This window comes from Chloroflexota bacterium (genome assembly GCA_014360805.1).
Classification (GTDB): Bacteria; Chloroflexota; Anaerolineae; order DTLA01; family DTLA01; genus DTLA01.
In genome coordinates, this window is record JACIWU010000060.1 from 1 (window position 1) to 18,589 (window position 18,589).

An 18,589-nucleotide genomic window follows, 5' to 3' on the forward strand; every position below is an offset into this window, starting at 1 on the left:
TTGCCCGAGGGGATGGAGATGGTGATGCCTGGGGACAACGTGAACTTGAAGGTGAAGTTGATCGTGCCGGTGGCGCTGGAAGTGGGGTCGCGGTTTGCGATCCGCGAAGGCGGGCGGACGGTCGGCGCAGGCGTCATCACCGAGATTTTGGAATAAGACCGAGAAGGGGGTAGGAAGCAGTCGCTTCCGCATAGATAGAGATGGCAAAGAAGAAGGAAGTCCGAGCAGTCATCACGCTGGCTTGCACCGAGTGCAAGGAGCGCAACTATACGACGCAGAAGAACCGACGCAACGACCCGGGCAGGCTGGAGTTGAAAAAGTACTGCAGCCGCTGCCGAAAGCACACGCTGCACCGGGAGACGAAGTAGGAGCACGACCGGAGGCCCGAAAGGGCCTGCCCGTGCACAGGCCAGTAGCTCAACTTGGCAGAGCATCGCTCTCCAAAAGCGAGGGTTGCGGGTTCAAGTCCTGCCTGGCCTGCCTCTGAGAGACGAAGACACCGTCGCACGAGGCCTGCAGTCCGAACGTGCGCGGTGTCTTGAAATGTTATCGTCCGAATTATAGAGTGCTTGCCGAGGGTGAAGAGTGGCGAAGACATCAGCACCGAAGAAAGAGAACCGAATCGTCCGCTACCTGCGCGAGACGCGGGCCGAACTGGCGAAGGTTACCTGGCCCACGCGCGAGGAGGCGCTGCGCCTGACCGGTATCGTCCTGGCGACGACCATCGGGTTTGCGCTGTTCCTGGGGGTGGTGGACTACCTGCTCTCCAAGTTGTTCGCGCTGCTGGTAAGATAGTCTCAACGGTGCATGCTCGCCTGGGCATAGCAAGGTTGTCTGGGGACTGATGGAAGAAGAAAAAGCCGTATTGCCCGAGAACCCAATAGAACAGATGGCGGATACAAGCGCCGCGCCCGAGGAGGCGCCGACGGCCGACGCCGCGTCCGAGGAGGCGCCGACGGCCGACGCCGCGCCCGAGGAGGCGCCGACGGTTGACGCCGCGCCCGAGGAAGCGTCCGCCGAGGTCGCCATTGAGGCGGCTGGCGAGGACGCTGCCGAGGCCGAAGATGCCGAAAGCCCCTACCAGAAGGCGTGGTTCGTCATCCACACGTACTCCGGGTACGAGAACAAGGTCAAGAAGAACCTGGAGCAGCGCATTGAGTCCATGGGCATGCGCGAGTGGATTCTCCAGGTCGTGGTCCCGACGGAAGAGGAGATAGAGATCCGCGACGGCCAGCGCCGCATGGTAGAGCGCCGCATCTTCCCCGGCTACGTCCTGGTGCAGATGCGCGTCCCCAAGGACACGTTGACGCCCACCGAGCAGGCGTGGTACGTCGTGCGCAACACGCCCGGCGTAACCGGCTTCGTCAGTTCGGGAACCAAGCCCATCCCACTGCGCCAGGAAGAGATTGACAAGATTATCAAGCGCATGGAGGCCGAAGAGCCTACCATCAAGGTGAGTTTTCATCGGGGCGAGAAGGTGCAGATCATCAGCGGCCCCTTCGCCGAGTTCATGGGCACGGTGGATAGCATCAGCATGGGAAAGGGCAAGGTTACCGTGCTGGTCTCCTTCTTCGGGCGCGAGACGCCCGTGGAGGTGGACCTGACCCAGGTTGTCCGGTTGTGATGTATGCCGTAGGGCGGGCCAGGGCCTGCGCTACAGGTTGAGGAGGATACATGGCAAAGAAAGTTGTCGCGGTCGTGAAACTGCAAATTGAGGCTGGCAAGGCCAACCCGGCGCCGCCCGTGGGCCCCGCGTTGGGCCAGCACGGCCTCAACATCATGCAGTTCTGCAAGGAATACAATGCGCGCACGGCCAACCAGGCCGGGATGATCATACCGGTGGAGATCACGGTCTACCAGGACCGCTCGTTCACATTCGTTACCAAGACGCCGCCGGTGCCCGATCTGCTGCGGCGCGCCGCAGGAGTGCAGAAAGGCTCAGGCGAGCCTAACCGCAAGCCCGTTGGCTCCATCACGCGCAAGCAGTTGCGCGAAATCGCCGAGACCAAGATGAAAGACCTCAACGCGCTGGACATAGAAGGCGCCGAGCGCATGATTGAGGGCACTGCCCGAAGCATGGGCATTACCATCAAGGACTGACCCCGGCCCCCGTTCGCGTGGGCCAGTGGGAGGGCCTCACCCGATGAGGCCCAATTGAACCACAAAGGGAGGAAAGATGCCAAAGAGAGGAAAGAAGTACCGAGAAGTCGCCAAACTGGTGGACAGGAGCAAGTTGTACTCGCCCGAAGAGGCGATAACACTGGTGAAACAGTTGGCGTATACCGAGTTTGACCCCACCATAGAGTTGCACATGCGCATGAATCTGGATCCGCGCCAGGCCGACCAGCAGATTCGCGGGGTGGTGCCCCTGCCGGCGGGCACGGGCAAGCCCAAGCGAATCCTGGTCTTCGCCGAGGGCGAGGCGGAGCGGATCGCGCGGGAAGCCGGCGCCGACTACGTCGGCAGCGACGAGTTCATCGCCAAGATTCAGGAAGGCTGGTTTGACTTTGACGTGGTACTGGCCGTGCCCCAGATCATGGGCAAGATCGGGCGGTTGGGCCGCCTGCTAGGCACGCGCGGCCTGATGCCCAGCCCCAAGACGGGCACGATCGTGCAGCCCGAAGACCTGCCGCGCACCATTGAGGAGATTCGCAGAGGGCGCGTGGAATACCGGCTGGACAGGACGGGCAACCTGCACATTCCCATCGGCAAGGCCAGTTTCACGTCCCAGCAACTGCTGGAGAACTTCGCCGCGGTCATGGAAGCCATCGTGCGCGCCAGGCCCACCAGCGTGAAGGGCGCGTACATCAAGAAGATCGCCCTGGCGCCGACCATGGGGCCGTCGGTGCGGGTGGACGTGTTCCAGGCGATGAACCTGCGCCTGGTCTAGCGGCGACACTTTCCAACCGAATACGTTCCTGTGCCGATGACAGCAGGCGCACTCCGGTGCGTAAGCCCTGCCGAGGCAAAGGATGCAGGTGCTCCATGCAGCGCCCCGAAGGTGGCAGGCTTTGGCCCCCGCCAGGCGCTCCATGGATGGCTTGTGAAGCCTTTGCGTCGCTCGGCGCAGAGGCTTTTTGTTTGTGGTGATAGGCTGGCGTTCATAGTTTATCTTGCAAGGAGGTGATACGATTTGGCCATAACCAAGGAGACAAAGGAAACCCGTGTAGCGCAGTACAAGGAGATGCTGGGTTCCTCGCAGGCGGTGGTCATCACGCAGTACCACGGGCTGACGATGGGGCAGTTGAACGATCTGCGGGCGCGGCTCCGCACGACAGGCGCACGGTTCCAAATCACAAAGAACACCCTGTTCCGCCTGGCCCTCGCCGATCAGAAGATGCCAGCGCTGGACGACCTGCTCGTCGGGCCGACGGCGGTGGCCTACCTGTCGGGCGACATCGCAGCCGGTGCCAAGGCGCTCATCGCCTTCGCCGAGGAAACCAAAGCCATTGAGGTCAAGGGAGGCCTGTTCGGCGACCGCGTGCTGTCCGCCGAGGACGTGATTACGCTTTCCAAACTGCCGTCGCGCGAAGAGTTGCTGGCGCAGGTGGTCTCGCGGCTGCAGGCGCCGCTCTACGGCCTGGTCAACGTGCTCAGTGGCCCGATGCGGGGGCTGGTCTATGCCCTCAAAGCCCGCCAGGAACAACTGGCGAACCCTGCCGCGTAGTCGGCACATCACAACCTGAGAAACCAAAAGGGAGGAAATAGAATGACGAAGGAAGAGATCCTAGAAGCGATTGAGAAGATGACGGTCATGGAACTGGCCGACCTGGTGAAGGCCCTGGAGGAGAAGTTCGGGGTCAGCGCGGCTGCGCCCGTCGCGTTCGCGGCCATGCCCGGCGCTGCCGCGGCCGGTGGCGCTCAGGCTGCCGCGCCCGCCCAGGAGGAGAAGACCGAGTTTGACGTCATCCTCAAGGAAGTCGGCCCCAACAAGATTCAGGTCATCAAGGTCGTGCGCGAACTGACCAACCTGGGCCTGAAGGAAGCCAAGGAGTTGGTGGACGGCGCTCCGGCCACCGTCAAGACCGGCGTCCCGAAGGAAGAGGCCGAGGCGGCCAAGGCCAAACTGGAAGAGCAGCAGGCCGTCGTAGAACTGAAGTAGTTCGGCGTTCCAAGCACACAGTTCGGAGCAGGTGCGACGCGCTTTCCGAAGTGCGTCGCGCCTGTTCACCTCTTGTGAACGTGTCGCAGCAGGTCGCGAAGAGCAAAGCCGCCCAACGGCACCGACCTCAGCCGCCGCGCCGTTCAGCCGAGCCCGAAGGCGGTCGGCTGAACTATGTATTATGCTGCAATTTGTTATGCGGAAAAATCTCCGTAATATACTCAGGGAACCTTGCTATGCGGCAGAATCGCCGCATGTGCAAGCCCCGAATCTCCCGCATACCACGCGTAGGATAGCCTTGTGTGCATATTCTAGCACACGTTCGTGGCAAAGTCAAGGGGTTTTGTGCCCACCATCTCCGTGCCGACCGGGGGCCGAGCGCGGCGCGGCAGAACCGGCCTGCCCGACGGCCCGGACGACGGCCTCGCCCAGGCCCCGCGCCCGCTCCAGCCACACCGCATCGTTGCGCGCGCCCTTCCCCGCATCGGCGTGCGGGATGAACAACTCGCCCACCGACTCTATGCGGGCGTCGTGGAAAAACAGGCGGATGGGGAGCAGGGCCGCCGCGGGGTCTTCGGTGGTGTCGCTGACCAGGATGATGCCGCCTTTCTTCACCTTCTCCAGGCGCGGCGTGAAGACCGCGTTGCCGTCGGCGTCATGCTCAATCCATGTCAGGCAGTTGGCCCGGTCTATCATGCGCTTCACCTGCGCGCTCACCGTGCCGTAGTAGATGGGCGAGCCGAGGATGATGCCGTCGGCGTTCTCCAGCGCCTCGTAGATGCGCTGCATGTCGTCAAAGAAAAAGCAGTGATTGGGCGCGGGGTGCTTGGGGCAGGCCTGGCAGGGGCGGATGTCCAGCAGGTTCAGGTGGAGGATTTCGGTGCTGGCCCCCAGCGCCGCCGCGCCGGCCAGCGCCTCGCGCACCAGCGTGTCGGTGTTCATCCGCCGCCGGGGGCTTCCCACAATCCCAACGATGCGCATGAGGACCTCCTGTTCGCCATAACGAAGAAACGAGGCAAGGAGCCTCGTTTCTGGGGCGAGCGCCGCGCCATGCCCTACTCGGTGGACGCGCGCGATGCAGCCAACCGCTCCAGTTCCTGCTTGCACTTCAGGCACAGGGTGGCGGTGGGCATGACCTTCAGGCGGGCGGGGTCAATGGGCTGCCCGCACCGTTCGCACAGGCCGTAGTCGCCCCGCTCCGTCATCCGCAATGCGCGGTCTATCTCCGACAACTTGTTCTCCAGGCTACGGATCAGAGACGCGATCTTCTCGCGCTCCCAAATATCGGGATCGCCCTCTTCGGGGGATGTCTCCAGGTCATAGGTCATCCCCTCGCGGAGGCGCGCAATATTGGTCAGGGTCTCCTCGCGCTCGCGCTGAAGCCGGTCGCGAATCTCTTGCACATTTACCTTTACGTGGCTCATATCCATACTCCTTTCCGCCGCGAGGTGTGCCTACTTATAGCATCTTTCGGGCGCTGGGTCAATGGGGTAGAGAGGGTACAAACGCCATTCGCGAAATTAGGTCGGGGTTGGCCTTCCCAAATCGCGATTTTTCTTGGTGAAACTCGCTGTTGCTCGCATTTTCTCTCGTAAGCGGCCATTTCACCCGCGCGCAACCTTCTGCTATAATGGAGCCACCTGTCAACGAGGAGCAACGGCATGCGTGAACGCATCACGTCGGGCAAGCCGCAGGCACAGGACCGCACGGTGGACGCCGACCTGCGCCCCAAGCGGCTGTCCGACTACATCGGCCAGGAGCGGCTGAAGGAGAATCTGCGGATTTTCCTGGAAGCGGCCAAGGGGCGCGGCGAGCCGCTGGACCATGTGCTATTCTACGGCCCCCCGGGCCTGGGCAAGACCACCCTGGCGCACATCATCGCCAACGAGATGGGCACGAATCTGAAGATCACGTCGGGCCCCGCCATAGAGCGACCGGGCGACCTGGCCTCCATCCTCACGAACATGAGCAAGGGCGACGTGCTGTTCATTGACGAGATTCACCGCCTGGGCAAGGCCGTGGAGGAGGTCCTGTACCCGGCCATGGAGGACTTCGCGTTGGACATCATCATCGGCAAAGGCCCCTCGGCCCGCAGCGTCCGCCTGAAACTCCCGCGGTTCACCGTCGTGGGGGCCACCACGCGCCTGGCGCTCATGACATCCCCCCTGCGCGGGCGCTTCGGCGTGGTGTATCGGCTGGACTTCTACGACCTGGAGGCGATGGAGAAGATCGTTACCCGTTCCGCCGCGATCCTGGGCGTGCGCCTCAGCCCCGATGGGGCGCGGGAGATCGCCCGCCGTTCGCGCGGGACGCCCCGCGTCGCCAACCGCCTGCTGCGGCGTGTGCGCGATTTCGCCGACGTGCGCGCCCAGGGCGAGATCACGCTGGAGGTGGCCCGCGAGGCGCTGTGCCTGCTGGACGTGGACGAACTCGGGCTGGACGAGGTGGACCGCCGCGTGATCCGCACGGTCATAGAGAAATTCGGCGGCGGCCCCGTGGGGCTAGACACCATCGCCGCGTCCATCAGCGAGGAGCCCGACACCATCATGGACGTGTACGAGCCGTACCTGCTGCAACTCGGCTTTCTGGAGCGCACATCGCGGGGGCGGGTGGCCACCCGGCGCGCCTACGAGCATCTGGGCATCCCGTATCCCGCCGACGTAACGCAACAGCCGGGGTTGTTCTGATGGACAAGGTCATCGTCCTGGACGCCGAGGGGAAGCAGGTCTCCTTCACGTCCGAGAAGAAGGCCCTGAAGTTGCTGCAAGAGGGCAAGGCGGTGGAGGTAAGCCGCGACCCGTTCACCATCCGCCTCGCCCGCGTGGTGGATTTGCCCGCCCGCGAAGAGCGCCCCGCGCCCGCGCGCCCAGGCGAGGGCAAGCGCATCCTGCTCCACATGTGCTGCGGGCCGTGCGGCACGTACACCATCCAGCGCCTGCGCGACCTGGGCTTCGCGGTTACGGGCTACTGGTACAATCCGAACATCCACCCGTTCGCCGAGCACGAGATGCGGCGAGAGACCCTGCGCGACTACGCGGCGCGGGTGGAACTCCCCGTCATCTGGCACGAGGCCTACGACATGCCGCTGTTCTTCCGGCAGGTGGCGGGGCACGAAGTCTTCGGCGAACGGTGCCGCATCTGCTATCGGCTGAGGCTGGAGCAAACGGCGCGGGCAGCCCGCGAGGGCGGGTTTGACGCCTTCACGACGACGCTGCTCATCAGCATCCATCAGGACCAGGAGGCGATTCGGCAGATCGGCGAGGAGGTGGGCGCGGCCCTGGGCGTGCCGTTCTATTATGAGGACTTTCGGCGCGGCTGGTCGGAACGCGGCCGCCTGGCCAATCAGTACGGCCTGTACAAGCAACATTACTGCGGCTGCCTCTACAGCGAGTGGGAGGCGGCCCGCGCGCGTGCGGTCAAACCAACCCGTTGAGGGCAGGCGCCGCGTCGGCCGTGGTAGAGCCGTCCGGCGTGGTCCTCACACCACAATCGTTCAAGAGGTGCAGAATGGAGACGTTCGTGTTTGCGGCTTTGGTCCTGCTTTTCCTCATCGTCCTGTTCGCGTCGGCCATCCGGATCGTGCGCGACTACGAGCGGCTGGTGGTGTTCCGCCTGGGCCGCTGCATCGGCGAAAAAGGGCCTGGATTCGTCCTACTGATTCCCATCGTAGACCAGCCCACCAAGGTGGACCTGCGCGAGTCGTACCTGCAGATTCCCCACCAGACGTGCATCACCAAGGACAACGCGCCCATTTCCATTGACTTTCTCATCTACTGGAAGGTCATCAACCCGACGTTGAGCGTGTTGCAGGTGAGGGACTTCGCCGGCGCTTCGGCGGGCATCGCCACCACGACGCTGCGCGCGGTCATCGGCGACATCCTGCTGGACGACGTGCTGGCGCGGCGCGAGGAGATCAATCATGTTCTGCGCGTGAAACTGGATGAGGTAACCGAGCGGTGGGGCGTGAAGGTTACCACGGTGGAGATTCGGGAGATTGAGCCGCCGCGCGAGGTGCAGACGGCCATGAACCGCCAGATGGCCGCCGAGCGGGAGCGCCGCGCCATGGTAACCGAGGCCGACGGCAAGCGCGAGTCCGCCGTCAAGGTGGCCGAGGGCGAGAAGCAGGCCGCCATCCTCCGCGCCGAGGGCGCCAAGCAGTCGGCCATCCTTCAGGCCGAGGGCGAGCGGCAGGCGGCCATCCTCCGCGCCGAGGGGTTCTCCCTGGCGCTGGACAAAGTCTTCAGCGTGGCCAAGACCGTGGACAGCAAGACGATGAGCCTGCAGTACCTGGACGCGCTGCGCAGTTTGGGGGCGAGTCCCGCGACCAAGTTCGTGCTACCCATGGAGTTCACGCGGCTGCTGGAGCCCTTCGTGGCCCACGCCGAGAAGGCGGCGAAGTAGCGGCAGACCCACGTGTCTGCCGCCCGCGCAGACCCACGTGTTTGCCGGCCCATGCCGTAGCGGCAAACCTATGTGTTTGCCCGCACAGGCCTACGCGTTTGCCATCCGCGCAGACCCACGTGTTTGCCGGCCCATGCCGTAGCGGCAAACCTATGTGTTTGCCCGCACAGGCCTACGCGTCTGCCCCAAAAAACAGGCGGAGGGAGTGGGATTTGAACCCACGGGGCATTTCTGCCCACGCGTTTTCGAGACGCGCGCATTCGGCCGGACTATGCTATCCCTCCGCGTTGCCAACTATTCGGTTGTCGCGCGAAGCCGGGCGAAGAAGCGGGCCAGAATCGCGCCGGCTTCCTCGGCCAGCACGCCGCCGGTTACCTCCACCCGATGGTTCAGCAACGGCGACGCCGTCAGGTTGAGCACCGAGCCCGCCGCTCCCGCCTTGGGGTCGGCCGCTCCGTAAACCAGCCTGGGCAGCCGCGCGTGCACCATCGCGGCGGCGCACATGGCGCACGGCTCCAGCGTGCAGTAGAGCGTAACGCCGACGAGCCGCCAGCCGCCCAGCACGCGGCTGGCCTGTTGCAGCGCGATCATCTCGGCGTGCGCGGTTGGGTCGCGGCGGGTCTCGCGCAGGTTGTGCCCCCGCGCGATGATGATCCCGTCGCGCACGGCCACCGCGCCCACCGGCACTTCGCCCTTGTCAAAGGCGCGCAGCGCCTCTTGCAGGGCCTCGCGCATGTACCGTTCGTCGTCGCTCACTATTATCATTATACGAGCAAACGGCTTGGCGGGCAAATCATTTGCGCGCCGAACTCGCTGTCACAGCGTGGAGCGTAGGGCAGGTTTCCATACCTGCCCCCTGCTCTGGCGGCTATGGGAAGCCGCCCTACGAACCATTCGAGTGATTCGTGTAGCAGACCGTAGGGCAGGTTTCCATACCTGCCCCCTGCTCTGGCGGCTATGGGAAGCCGCCCTACGAACTATTCGTGTGGATTCGTGTAGATTCGTGGATACAATCCTACGAGCAGTAGAATGACCTACATCCTGCAACCTTCTGGCGGCATCAATCTGGGCGAGACCCTGCGCTGCGGGCAGTCGTTCCTGTGGCGCGCCGAACCCGATGGCGCGTGGCGGGGCATCATCGCCAGCGCAGCGGTGCGCGTATGGCAACGGGGCAAGGCGCTTGTCTGCGAGACCTCGCTCCCGCCAGAGGCTGTGGCCGCCTACTTCCGCCTGGATGACCCGCTGGACGCCATCTACGCGACATTCCCCGACGATCCCATGCTGCGAGAGGCCGTGGATGCGTATCGCGGCATGCGCCTGGTTCGCCACGAGTTGTGGGAGGCGGTGCTGTCGTTTGTGTGCGCGACGAATGCAAACATCCCCCGCATAGGCCGGATGCTGGGCGCAGTCGCGGCGCGTTTCGGCAAGCGCGTGGACGATGACCTGTACGCGCTGCCGCGGCCGCACACCCTGGCGGCGTCATCCGAAGGCGAGTTGCGTGCGCTGGGCCTAGGCTACAGGGCGGCCTACGTCCTCCAGGCCGCGCGCATGGTGGATTCGGGGCAGTTTGACCTGGACGCGCTGGCAAGGCTGGACTACGAGGCCGCGCACGCGCGCCTGCAGGCCCTGCCAGGGGTCGGGCCGAAGGTGGCCGACTGCATCTGCCTGTTCGGCCTGGGCTGGCTCCAGGCGGTGCCGGTGGACGTGTGGATGCGGCGCATCCTGTCGCAGCGGAAGCCGGGGCTTCGTTCGTACCGCGCGATGGCCGCCTTCGCCAGGGAGTGGCTGGGGCCCTATGCGGGCTACGCGCAACAGTACCTGTTCCACTACGAGCGGATGCGGAACGGGGCGCGTGCGGCGTGCGGGGCTTCGCGCCAGGCGTGAGGGAAGGCCGCTAACCCCTCGGGGCCAGGGCGATCAGCACGCACATGGCAACCGCCAGGAGCACCAGCGAAGCGGAGACCGAGATGAGAATCCGCCGATGGCTCATGCCCAGCACGGCCAGCCCGGCCGTTACGGCGTAGGCGCCCAGCACCACGACGGCTAGGGGAATGCCCAGTATCCCGTAGCGATTCAGGAAGTAGTGGACGCGCTCGGTGCGCACGCGGGCAAGATAGCGCACCAACTCGGGGCGGCTCTCCGCTTTGCGGCACGCCTGAAGAATCGCCAGCACGCCCCCGAATTGCCCCGCCGTGGACAGGCCGACGGCGACCGGCAGGCCCAGCCCCATTGCCAAGCCCGTTGTTGACGGAAACCAGATGCCGCCCCAAGGGGCTGCACCCAGCAGCACAACGACGAGCAGTTTCGTGATCACGGAACCACCCCGCGTGGGTTTGTCGGGCACGCATAGTATAGCACAAGATTTGAATTTTGTACAAGGGGCAAGCAGGCCGAGTAACCCCCCTAACCTAACCCCTCCCACACCCCTGTATATTCACACCGGCACCTTAACAACCCGGATAGCCATCCGAGCAGGCTTGGTGCATACTTATCCCGGGAGGGCCGGAGTGGGGACAGGTGAAGGCAGGCCCCGTGCATGCGAGCGAAAGGGGCGGAAGCAGCGCATAGATGCAAGGAAAACTTTGCACATTTGAGGGTTTGGGATATAATATCCTTGAACCGCCCGCCACCGCATCCTGATAGGCAGGAGGAAACTCCGTGCGATTCCGCAACGGGTTGCTAGTGTTTGGGTGCGCGGTGGCGCTCTACGGTTGCAGCAGGGCTACGCCACCGGTCGCACCCTCGCCCGGTCCCGCGACTGCACCGCCCCAACCGACCACGCGCGTGGAGATGTTCGGGCCGTTCTTCAGTTCCTCGTCCCCGCCGGATGAAGCGTGCGCCCGCCAGACGACCTCATGGAGCGACGATTCCGGGCGGTGGGTTACCGGCCCGCGCTACTGCACCTACTGGCCTTCGGACCCCCGCGAGCCGGAGGCGTTCTCGCTGTGCGTGGGCGAGTGGGCTGATGTGGTGGTAGAGGCCAACCTCCGCTACTACACCAGGCCGTCGCGCGTGGGCATCGTCGTCCGGGCGCTGAACCCCAACGACGCCTACGTGTTCGTCATCTCCCAGGCGGACGACCCGCAGTGCTACTGGCAGGTGCGGAGTGGCGGGAAAGACGCGCCCTTGCAATCGCCCGAACGCTGGAGCGACCCGATTGACCCGCGCCCGCTGGTCTTGCCGCGCGGCGACGGGACCCAGGCCATCGTGGCGCGGGTGCGGGTAGAGGCGCAAGGCTCGCGGCTTGTCGGCTATGTGAACGCCCTGGAGGCCAGCGTCCTGGAAGGCGCGCCTGTCCGCAAGGGGCGCGTGGGCCTCTACATGTACAACGACGGCACGGAACAGTCCTGGGCCGACGTGGTCATCCACGCGCCCTAGCCTGCCCATGCGAGATCGGTTTCGCCACCCAGGCTGCCGTGTGGTATAATAGTTCAGGGGGATAGGGTAAGGTTCCATGCCTCCTTTGCGGGTGTTGCTGGTAGATGAGGACCCTGAGGACCGCCGTGCGGCCATCCGGGAATTGGCGCGGGAATTCGCAGACCTGCAGCCGGTGGAAGTGGGCGACGAGGCTTCGTTTCGCGCTGCGCTGGACGGGGAGCGCGCGGACCTGGTCGTTACCGACAGCCAACTGGCCTGGGCGACGGGCCTACAGATTCTGGCGCGGGCGCGCGAACGCTGGCCGGATGTCCCCGTGGTCATGTTCACCGACACCGGCACCGAAGAGATGGCCGTGGACGCGATGAAGCAGGGGCTGGACGACTACGTCGTGAAGACCCCCACGCAATTCCACAGGCTGCCGGTGGCCGTCCGCGCCGCGCTGGAACGCAGCAAGGCGCGCGTGCAGGCCGCCGCCCTGGAGCGGCGTTACCAGCAACTGCTGGACACCGTGCCCGCCGTCATCTACATCGCCGGCCCGGAACTTCGCCTGCGCTACATCAGCCCGTATGTCAGGCAGTTGCTCGGCTTCGGCGCTGACGAACTCATCGGCAAGAACCCCTTTGACCTCGCCCCGCGCGAGGACAGGCAGGGCCTCATCCGCAAAATCCGCACGGCGCTGCGAACGGGCGCGCCTTTTGTCCTGGAGCACAGGCTGGTGGCGGCGGACGGTTCGGAGCGATGGGTGCGGAACCTGGGGATCGTCCTGGAAAGCCCGGAGTTCACACGGCCGGTAATCCAGGGCGTCATCCTGGACATTACCGACGCCGTGCTCACGAGTCGCCGACAAATGGCCACCTCCGACATCAGCCGCAAGATCGCCGAACTTCTCCCCGGCGAGCGGCTACAGGGGGCGCTGGCCGCATTGCAGCCGTACATCCCGTTCTCCACCGGCATCCTCGGCGCCTGGCCGATGGGCCACATTGCCCACGCCCCTGAAGAAGCCGAGCCTACGGCGGCACGCCTGAAGGCTGCGGCTACGGTGTACGGCCCGAAGATGGAGCGCATTCCGCCCGACAGCGTGCTGGGGCTGGCCTTCGTGCTTCATGCGCCGGTTGTCCAGAACGACACTCTTGCCAATGCCTACGCCGAAGACGCGGCGATGGCGGGGCAGGGCGTCCGCAGCATCCTCGCCTATCCCCTCATCCTGCGCGACGAGTTGCGCGTGGGGTTGGTCCTGCTGGCGGACGAGCCCAACGCCTTCCGCGAAACTCACCTTGACCTTCTGGACCAGTTGGGGCCGGTGCTGGCGGCGGGCGTGGAATCCCATCTGCACTGGCGCGCGCTGCAAGAACTGAACGCGTCGCTAGAGGTGCGGGTGCAGGACCGCACCGCGGAGATCCAGGCCCTGTACGAACTGTCCCAGCGCCTGGGCTACAGCCTGCGCCCAGACGACCTGTTCGCGGCCATCGCCGAGTACCTGATGGGCATCCGCGGCGTGGAGGTGGCGGCTGTGGCGGTAACCCAGCCGGGCGGTGGGCTGTATCCCGTGGTGCTGCACGCCAGCAGACCCCTTCCCGAGCCGCTGTCCCAGGCTCTCATGGACCAGACGTGCACGCATTTGGGCGGCGCCTTCGTTGAGGGCATGCACGCGGCGGATTTTCGGCATAGGGTCGCCTGGAACATAGAGCACCCTGACGAGCCTCCGCTGAGCGCGCTCGGTTCGCTGATCGTGGAACCCGCGGGTGCAGCCGACCAGCGGCTAGGCGGGTTGACCATCGCCTGCGAGGCAGAAAACGCCCTGGGCGACGATCAGCGCCGCCAGTTGAGGGCGGCAGCGGGCCTGCTGACCAACGCCTTGCAGCGCCTTCGCGCCCTGGCCCAAGCCGAGCGGACCCGCATGGAAGAAGCATTGGAGGCCATGCAGGAGGGCGTGGTGCTGCTGGATCACCAAGACCGCCTTGTGGCCGCGAACCCTTCGGCGCGCAGGCTGTTGCCGCTCCTCGGCATCACGGACCTGCGCGAGGGCGATGTGCTCCAGGAGTTGTGCGGGTTCGCGATGGACGAACTGCGCGCCCGCACTGCCGAGGCAGGGCCGTCGGAGTGCATCGTCGGGGAGGCGCAGCCCCGCCTGGTGGTGCAGTTGTCGGCTGTGTCCTACACCACGCCGACGGGCACCCCGGGCACGGTGCTGACGATCCACGATTTCACCGAGCAGCACCAGGCCCGCGTGCGAATGGAACAGCAGGCGCGGCTGGCCGCGCTGGGCCAACTGGCAGGGGGCATCGCCCACGACTTCAACAACATCCTCACCACCCTCATCGGGTTGGCGCAACTCAACCTGGGCGCGCCGAACATCTCGCCGGAACTACGCGCCGACCTGGAGCAGATCGTGCAGCAGGGGCAGCGGGCCGCCCACCTGGTGCGCCAGATTCTGGACTTTGGCCGGCGGTCCATCCTGCAGAAAGCCCCGCTGCGGCTGGACACATTCCTCCGCGACCTCGCCAGGCTCTTGCGCCGCACGATTCCCGAGACTATCGCCATCCGCACGGACTTCCCGCCCGACGATTACACCATCTTCGCCGACAGCACCCAGATTCAGCAACTGCTCATGAACCTGGTTTCCAATGCGCGCGACGCCATGCCCAACGGCGGCATACTGACCCTCTCCCTGCGCCGCATCGTTACGGATTCGGCCTTGCTGGCCCGCTACCCGGTGATGCGGCCGGGGCCTTACGTGTACCTGCGGGTAGAAGACACCGGCCGCGGGATGTCCCCGGATGTGCTGTCCCACGCCTTTGAGCCGTTCTTCACGACGAAAGGCGTGGGCGAGGGGACGGGTCTGGGCCTGGCGCAAGCCTACGGCATCGTCAAGCAACACGACGGCTACATCTTCCTGGAAAGCCAGGAGGGCGTGGGCACGCAGGTGCACATCTACTTCCCGCCGCAGCACGAGCAGCCCCAGCGGCCCGTCGTAGCCCCAAGCGTGGCTCGCCGGGGAAAGGGCCAGGCGGTCCTGGTGGCCGAGGATGAGGAGATGGTGCGCGAATTGATGGAGCGGATGCTGGCGCGGCTGGGCTACCGCGCCATATTGGCCCGCAACGGGGCCGAGGCGCTCCGCATCTACGAGGCCCACGCGGGCGAAATCGCCGCGGTCGTGGCCGATATGACCATGCCGCGGATCGGCGGGCTGGAACTGTTTGAGCGGCTGCGGAAAATCACCCCGTCGTTGCCCGTCATCCTCACCACGGGCTACAGCGATAGCGAAGAAGTAGAGCGGCTGCTCAAGCATGGGCTGCTCGGGGTCTTGCAGAAGCCTTTCCGCATGCAGGAGTTGGCCGACCTTCTGGGCGAAATCTAGGCGAAACCTCGGACGCGCCCCCTAGACGTTGAAGCGGATGTTCAGGATGTCGCCATCCTGCACCACGTAGTCCCGCCCCTGCAGGCGGACAACCCCCCGCTGCCTGGCCTCGGCCAGGGAGCCGGCTGCGATAAGGTCGTCGTAGGCCACCACCTCCGCGCGAATGAACCCGCGCGCCAGGTCCGTGTGGATGGCGGCCGCGGCCTGCAAAGCCGTGTCGCCCTTGCGGATGGTCCACGCCCGCACCTCGTCCTCGCCCACGGTGAAGAAGGAGTGCAGGCCGAGGAGGTCGTAGGACAGGCGGATCATGCGCCGCAAACTCGGCTCCGAGATACCGTACTCGGTCAGGAAGAGTTCAGCGGCCTCGGCGTCCAACTGGGTGATTTCCTTCTCCAGCGCGCCGCGCAGGGCGATGACCGCCGAGCGGCGGTGCGGGTAGGTGAGAATGGCAGAGGGATCGGCCGGGCCTTCGTCGCCCACGTTCAGCACCACCAGCACGGGCTTCAGCGTCAGGAGGGCGAACCCGCGCACCAGCCGCTCTTCATCCGGCGTGAGTTCCAGGTCGCGCAGGGGAATCTCGTTCTCCAGGGCGGCCTTGAACCGCTGCATTAGCGCCATTTCGGCGCGGGCGGCGTCGCCGATGGGGCCGCTGCGTCGGATGTCCTTCTCCAGGCGCTCTATGCGGCGCTCCACGATGCCCAGGTCCGACAGGATGAGTTCCACATCCAGGTCGTGCAGGTCGCGGACGGGGTCCACCTTGCCCCGCGCGTGCGGCACCGAGGCGTCCTCAAAGGCGCGCACCACGTGGAGGAGGGCGTCGTTGGCCGCGATGGCGTTGAGCAGGGGGCCGGCGAACCCGCCGGACTTGCCCGCGCCGGGGGTCAGCCCGGCGATGTCGTTGTACTGCACGCGGGCGCGCGTAACCTTGCGCGGGCGGAACATCGCCGCCAGGCGGTCCACGCGCGGGTCGGGCACATCCACCACGGCGGAGTGAATTTCAAACTGCCCCGACGAGACGGGCGTCGTCTCCACGTTCTCGTGCGTGAGGGCGTCAAAGATGGTCGTCTTGGAACTATTGGGCAGGCCGATGATGCCGATCTGCATGGGAAGCGAACTCCTCACAATCCTGCGATTTGCAGGCAAGAGATAAGCGGCGCAAGCGCCGCCGGCACCATTTTAGCACGCCCGCGGCGGGATTCCAAATAATTATAGTTGACTTTTTCGCCAACCTGTGGTATTATACGGGCGCGGTTGGAAGGCTTTCGGGCCGGCCATGCGAATTGCATCGGCCCAACACAGGGGAGTGAGGAGGGCGTGAGGGCGATCCTTGCGCCTTTTATTTGCCGAGCCGGCGAAAGAAGCGCCGGTTGGTTGTGAAAAACTCGTACAGAGGTGCAGATAGATGAATCGGACGACAGAGCTGTTTTTCCCGCATCGGCTGCTGAGCCAGTTGCGCGATGTTGCGGGACCCCAGTGGCAGGCTCTGGTGGATCGCGTTGCGGCGCTCCCCCCGACGCACGAGGATAGCCTGGCGCTGACGCTGATGGTCATCCGGGCGGCGGGGTGCGTGGGCTGCGAGGCGGGGAGTTACCGCGCGGGCCTGGGGTGTGTGGTTTGCGCGCAACGCGCCATCCGGGCTATGAACGCCACGGATGCTACCCTCGTCCGGCGGTTCAAACGTACCCAGGCTGAGGTTCACAAGTTCCTGGAAGAGGCGCAGCAGACGCGCGTGGATGACAAGGCCGCCTAGCGCGAGGACATCGCCACGGAGAAAGGGAGCGGGACCTGCGTTCCGCTCCCTTTTTGCTTACCGCGCATTGGGCAGGGTGATCTCAATCTCCTCCAGCCGAGCGCCGCGCCGACGGGTAACGCGCAGTCGGATGCCCTTGTACTCGTAGGTCTCCCCCTCGTCGGGCACTTTCTGCATCCGCGCCATCAGCATCCCTGCGAGGGTTTCGTAGAGGTCGCTCTCGGGGAGCGACAGGCCCAGCGCCTCGTTCACCTCGTCCACGCGCAGTTGGGCATCCACCCGCACGGTATGCGCGTCCACCCGTCGGACGGCGGGGCGCACCGTCGCTACCTCGTCGCTGAGTTGCCCCACAATCTCCTCCACCAGTTCTTCCAGGGTTACCAGCCCCGCCGTCCCGCCGTACTCGTCCAGGATGATGGCCATCTGCACCTGCTTGTTCCGCATCTCGGCGAAGAGTTCGCTCACCAGTTTGGTCTCGGGCACCACCAACGGCGGGGTGCGCATGATCTCCTTCACGGGCCGGTCCAAGACCTCGGGGGAGCGGGCCAGCCACAGGAGAACGTCCTTGACCGAAATGAATCCGACGATGTTGTCTAGGTCGCCCTTGTACACAGGAAAGCGGGCATGCCTGGAAGCGGCGAACTGGTCCAGGAACTCGCGCAGGGTCTGCTCCTGCTCCAGCGCCACGATTTGATTGCGGGGAATCATCACCTCGTGCACGCGGCGGTCGCGCAGTTCAAAGACGTTCTGGAGCATGGCCCGCTCAGCCTCGCGCACCGCGCCTTCCCTGCCCCCGATGTCAATCAGCATGCGCAACTCGTCGGTGGTAACGATGGGCGGCCGGGGACGATGTCGCCCGCTCAACGTGCGCACGAAAAAGTTGGTAACGCGGGTCAGCAGCCACACGGGCACCGTCATGATCTTGATGGCAACCTCTATCAGGCGGCCCTCTATGAGCGCCATGCGTTCGGCATTGGCGGCGGCGAAGGTCTTGGGCGTGATCTCGCCGAAGGTTACGAGAACGATGGTCATGATGAGCGTGGCGACGTACTGGCCGCCCTCGCCCAGCAGGCGCAGCGCCAAGGCCGTGCCGACCGACGACGCCAGGATGATGAAGGCGTTCTCGGTCAGGAGAATCGTGGCGAAGAGGCGGTCGTGGTTGGCCACCACCCGCAGGGCCGCCTGAGCGCGTCGGTCTCCCTTGTCGGCCAGGCTGCGCAGGCGAATCTTGCTGACGGAGATCAGCGCCGCCTCGGAACTGGAAAAGAAGGCGACGCAGATCACGCTCACCAGCAGGATGCCGATCTGCAGCCCGATGTTGGAACTGCCCACAGGAACGGTTGCTTCCATATCTTACCTTACTCCGTTTCTCTCTGAACATTTTCCTCAACGGCCTCAAGTATACATGCAAAGGGCGGGGGCCGCCATTTTGCCGCGCGGTCTGCATGTCTACCCCACCTAACCCCTCCCGCACCCTCCCCTTTCCTCTCCGCGCGCGGAGAGGAAAGGGGAGGGCTGGGGTGGGGATGGGTGAGGTCAAGCGTGTAGGGCGGCTTTCCATCACCGGTGGAGGCGGTGGGTAGGCATGGAAACCGGCTGG

Annotated in this window: 21 protein-coding genes and 2 tRNA genes; 16 read left to right on the top strand and 7 right to left on the bottom strand. The window is 65.0% G+C overall.

The features are described 5' to 3' along the window. The 9 genes from tuf to rplL form a co-directional block, all read left to right on the top strand. A partial coding sequence (gene tuf / locus H5T65_10365) for an elongation factor Tu (protein MBC7259641.1) occupies nucleotides 1–156 on the top strand: 156 nt, incomplete at its 5' end. 44 nt (nucleotides 157–200) lie between these two features. Next, entirely contained in the window at nucleotides 201–368 is a 168-nt protein-coding gene (rpmG, locus tag H5T65_10370) for a 50S ribosomal protein L33 (GenBank protein MBC7259642.1), read from the top strand. A 38-nt stretch (nucleotides 369–406) separates the two neighbouring features. Further along, a tRNA-Trp gene (locus H5T65_10375) sits at nucleotides 407–480 on the top strand. Between the two features lie 105 nt (nucleotides 481–585). Beyond that, the gene (gene secE / locus H5T65_10380) at nucleotides 586–795 is read left to right on the top strand and encodes a preprotein translocase subunit SecE (GenBank protein MBC7259643.1); all 210 of its coding nucleotides are present in this window, start codon (nucleotides 586–588) and stop codon (nucleotides 793–795) included. 94 nt (nucleotides 796–889) lie between these two features. Then, on the top strand, nucleotides 890–1,624 hold the full coding sequence (nusG, locus tag H5T65_10385) for a transcription termination/antitermination factor NusG (GenBank protein ID MBC7259644.1): 735 nt from the start codon (nucleotides 890–892) through the stop codon (nucleotides 1,622–1,624). 50 nt (nucleotides 1,625–1,674) lie between these two features. After that, nucleotides 1,675–2,100 carry a 50S ribosomal protein L11 gene (gene rplK / locus H5T65_10390; protein MBC7259645.1) on the top strand — a complete coding sequence of 142 codons (426 nt, stop codon included), beginning with the start codon at nucleotides 1,675–1,677 and terminating at the stop codon, nucleotides 2,098–2,100. A gap of 76 nt (nucleotides 2,101–2,176) precedes the next feature. Further along, the gene (locus tag H5T65_10395; GenBank protein ID MBC7259646.1) at nucleotides 2,177–2,890 is read left to right on the top strand and encodes a 50S ribosomal protein L1; all 714 of its coding nucleotides are present in this window, start codon (nucleotides 2,177–2,179) and stop codon (nucleotides 2,888–2,890) included. Nucleotides 2,891–3,133: 243 nt separating this feature from the next. Next, on the top strand, nucleotides 3,134–3,667 hold the full coding sequence (rplJ, locus tag H5T65_10400; protein ID MBC7259647.1) for a 50S ribosomal protein L10: 534 nt from the start codon (nucleotides 3,134–3,136) through the stop codon (nucleotides 3,665–3,667). Nucleotides 3,668–3,709: 42 nt separating this feature from the next. After that, nucleotides 3,710–4,102 carry a 50S ribosomal protein L7/L12 gene (gene rplL / locus H5T65_10405; protein MBC7259648.1) on the top strand — a complete coding sequence of 131 codons (393 nt, stop codon included), beginning with the start codon at nucleotides 3,710–3,712 and terminating at the stop codon, nucleotides 4,100–4,102. Between the two features lie 333 nt (nucleotides 4,103–4,435). Here rplL and H5T65_10410 read toward each other — a convergent pair whose 3' ends face one another. Further along, on the bottom strand, nucleotides 4,436–5,083 hold the full coding sequence (locus H5T65_10410; GenBank protein MBC7259649.1) for a flavodoxin family protein: 648 nt from the start codon (nucleotides 5,081–5,083) through the stop codon (nucleotides 4,436–4,438). Nucleotides 5,084–5,157: 74 nt separating this feature from the next. After that, nucleotides 5,158–5,526: a TraR/DksA C4-type zinc finger protein gene (locus tag H5T65_10415; protein MBC7259650.1), complete on the bottom strand. Its 369-nt coding sequence runs from the start codon at nucleotides 5,524–5,526 to the stop codon at nucleotides 5,158–5,160. A 237-nt stretch (nucleotides 5,527–5,763) separates the two neighbouring features. On the opposite strand from H5T65_10415, the gene ruvB reads away from it, so the two are divergent. The 3 genes from ruvB (at nucleotide 5,764) to H5T65_10430 (ending at nucleotide 8,503) form a co-directional block, all read left to right on the top strand. Beyond that, entirely contained in the window at nucleotides 5,764–6,789 is a 1,026-nt protein-coding gene (ruvB, locus tag H5T65_10420; GenBank protein ID MBC7259651.1) for a Holliday junction branch migration DNA helicase RuvB, read from the top strand. A 209-nt stretch (nucleotides 6,790–6,998) separates the two neighbouring features. After that, nucleotides 6,999–7,535: an epoxyqueuosine reductase QueH gene (locus H5T65_10425; GenBank protein MBC7259652.1), complete on the top strand. Its 537-nt coding sequence runs from the start codon at nucleotides 6,999–7,001 to the stop codon at nucleotides 7,533–7,535. 74 nt (nucleotides 7,536–7,609) lie between these two features. Beyond that, nucleotides 7,610–8,503, top strand: coding sequence for an SPFH/Band 7/PHB domain protein (locus H5T65_10430; protein MBC7259653.1), 894 nt, complete (start codon nucleotides 7,610–7,612; stop codon nucleotides 8,501–8,503). Between the two features lie 197 nt (nucleotides 8,504–8,700). Here H5T65_10430 and H5T65_10435 read toward each other — a convergent pair. Beyond that, nucleotides 8,701–8,787: transfer RNA gene (locus H5T65_10435), tRNA-Ser, on the bottom strand. A gap of 10 nt (nucleotides 8,788–8,797) precedes the next feature. After that, nucleotides 8,798–9,268, bottom strand: coding sequence for a tRNA adenosine(34) deaminase TadA (gene tadA, locus H5T65_10440; GenBank protein ID MBC7259654.1), 471 nt, complete (start codon nucleotides 9,266–9,268; stop codon nucleotides 8,798–8,800). Nucleotides 9,269–9,532: 264 nt separating this feature from the next. Here tadA and H5T65_10445 point away from each other — a divergent pair, with 264 nt between their 5' ends. Further along, complete coding sequence (locus tag H5T65_10445; GenBank protein MBC7259655.1) at nucleotides 9,533–10,387, top strand: 8-oxoguanine DNA glycosylase; 855 nt, start codon at nucleotides 9,533–9,535, stop codon at nucleotides 10,385–10,387. 10 nt (nucleotides 10,388–10,397) lie between these two features. Here H5T65_10445 and H5T65_10450 read toward each other — a convergent pair whose 3' ends face one another. Continuing rightward, nucleotides 10,398–10,817, bottom strand: a complete 420-nt coding sequence (locus H5T65_10450; protein ID MBC7259656.1) for a hypothetical protein — start codon at nucleotides 10,815–10,817, stop codon at nucleotides 10,398–10,400. A gap of 344 nt (nucleotides 10,818–11,161) precedes the next feature. Here H5T65_10450 and H5T65_10455 point away from each other — a divergent pair, with 344 nt between their 5' ends. Beyond that, a complete protein-coding gene (locus tag H5T65_10455) occupies nucleotides 11,162–11,881 on the top strand; it encodes a hypothetical protein (GenBank protein MBC7259657.1) in 720 nt (239 codons plus the stop codon). A gap of 76 nt (nucleotides 11,882–11,957) precedes the next feature. Continuing rightward, nucleotides 11,958–15,239 (top strand): response regulator, encoded by a 3,282-nt coding sequence (locus H5T65_10460; protein ID MBC7259658.1) that lies wholly within the window; start codon nucleotides 11,958–11,960, stop codon nucleotides 15,237–15,239. A gap of 21 nt (nucleotides 15,240–15,260) precedes the next feature. On the opposite strand, the gene ychF is transcribed toward H5T65_10460, so the two are convergent. Then, nucleotides 15,261–16,343 carry a redox-regulated ATPase YchF gene (gene ychF, locus H5T65_10465; protein MBC7259659.1) on the bottom strand — a complete coding sequence of 361 codons (1,083 nt, stop codon included), beginning with the start codon at nucleotides 16,341–16,343 and terminating at the stop codon, nucleotides 15,261–15,263. A 298-nt stretch (nucleotides 16,344–16,641) separates the two neighbouring features. Between ychF and H5T65_10470 the strand changes: the two genes are divergently transcribed. Then, nucleotides 16,642–16,989, top strand: a complete 348-nt coding sequence (locus H5T65_10470; GenBank protein MBC7259660.1) for a hypothetical protein — start codon at nucleotides 16,642–16,644, stop codon at nucleotides 16,987–16,989. A gap of 57 nt (nucleotides 16,990–17,046) precedes the next feature. On the opposite strand, the gene H5T65_10475 is transcribed toward H5T65_10470, so the two are convergent. Next, nucleotides 17,047–18,339, bottom strand: a complete 1,293-nt coding sequence (locus H5T65_10475; protein MBC7259661.1) for an HlyC/CorC family transporter — start codon at nucleotides 18,337–18,339, stop codon at nucleotides 17,047–17,049. Nucleotides 18,340–18,589 lie beyond the last annotated feature (250 nt).

Coding starts and splice junctions, on each gene's coding strand:
- rplL (MBC7259648.1), top strand. CDS start 3,710: ATGACGAAGGAAGAGATCCTAGAAGCGATTGAGAAGATGACGGTCATG.
- rplK (MBC7259645.1), top strand. CDS start 1,675: ATGGCAAAGAAAGTTGTCGCGGTCGTGAAACTGCAAATTGAGGCTGGC.
- tadA (MBC7259654.1), bottom strand. CDS start 9,268: ATGATAATAGTGAGCGACGACGAACGGTACATGCGCGAGGCCCTGCAA.
- H5T65_10415 (MBC7259650.1), bottom strand. CDS start 5,526: ATGAGCCACGTAAAGGTAAATGTGCAAGAGATTCGCGACCGGCTTCAG.
- H5T65_10475 (MBC7259661.1), bottom strand. CDS start 18,339: ATGGAAGCAACCGTTCCTGTGGGCAGTTCCAACATCGGGCTGCAGATC.
- H5T65_10460 (MBC7259658.1), top strand. CDS start 11,958: ATGCCTCCTTTGCGGGTGTTGCTGGTAGATGAGGACCCTGAGGACCGC.
- nusG (MBC7259644.1), top strand. CDS start 890: ATGGCGGATACAAGCGCCGCGCCCGAGGAGGCGCCGACGGCCGACGCC.
- ruvB (MBC7259651.1), top strand. CDS start 5,764: ATGCGTGAACGCATCACGTCGGGCAAGCCGCAGGCACAGGACCGCACG.
- H5T65_10445 (MBC7259655.1), top strand. CDS start 9,533: ATGACCTACATCCTGCAACCTTCTGGCGGCATCAATCTGGGCGAGACC.
- H5T65_10425 (MBC7259652.1), top strand. CDS start 6,999: ATGTGCTGCGGGCCGTGCGGCACGTACACCATCCAGCGCCTGCGCGAC.
- H5T65_10395 (MBC7259646.1), top strand. CDS start 2,177: ATGCCAAAGAGAGGAAAGAAGTACCGAGAAGTCGCCAAACTGGTGGAC.
- H5T65_10470 (MBC7259660.1), top strand. CDS start 16,642: ATGAATCGGACGACAGAGCTGTTTTTCCCGCATCGGCTGCTGAGCCAG.
- H5T65_10430 (MBC7259653.1), top strand. CDS start 7,610: ATGGAGACGTTCGTGTTTGCGGCTTTGGTCCTGCTTTTCCTCATCGTC.
- ychF (MBC7259659.1), bottom strand. CDS start 16,343: ATGCAGATCGGCATCATCGGCCTGCCCAATAGTTCCAAGACGACCATC.
- H5T65_10410 (MBC7259649.1), bottom strand. CDS start 5,083: ATGCGCATCGTTGGGATTGTGGGAAGCCCCCGGCGGCGGATGAACACC.
- rpmG (MBC7259642.1), top strand. CDS start 201: ATGGCAAAGAAGAAGGAAGTCCGAGCAGTCATCACGCTGGCTTGCACC.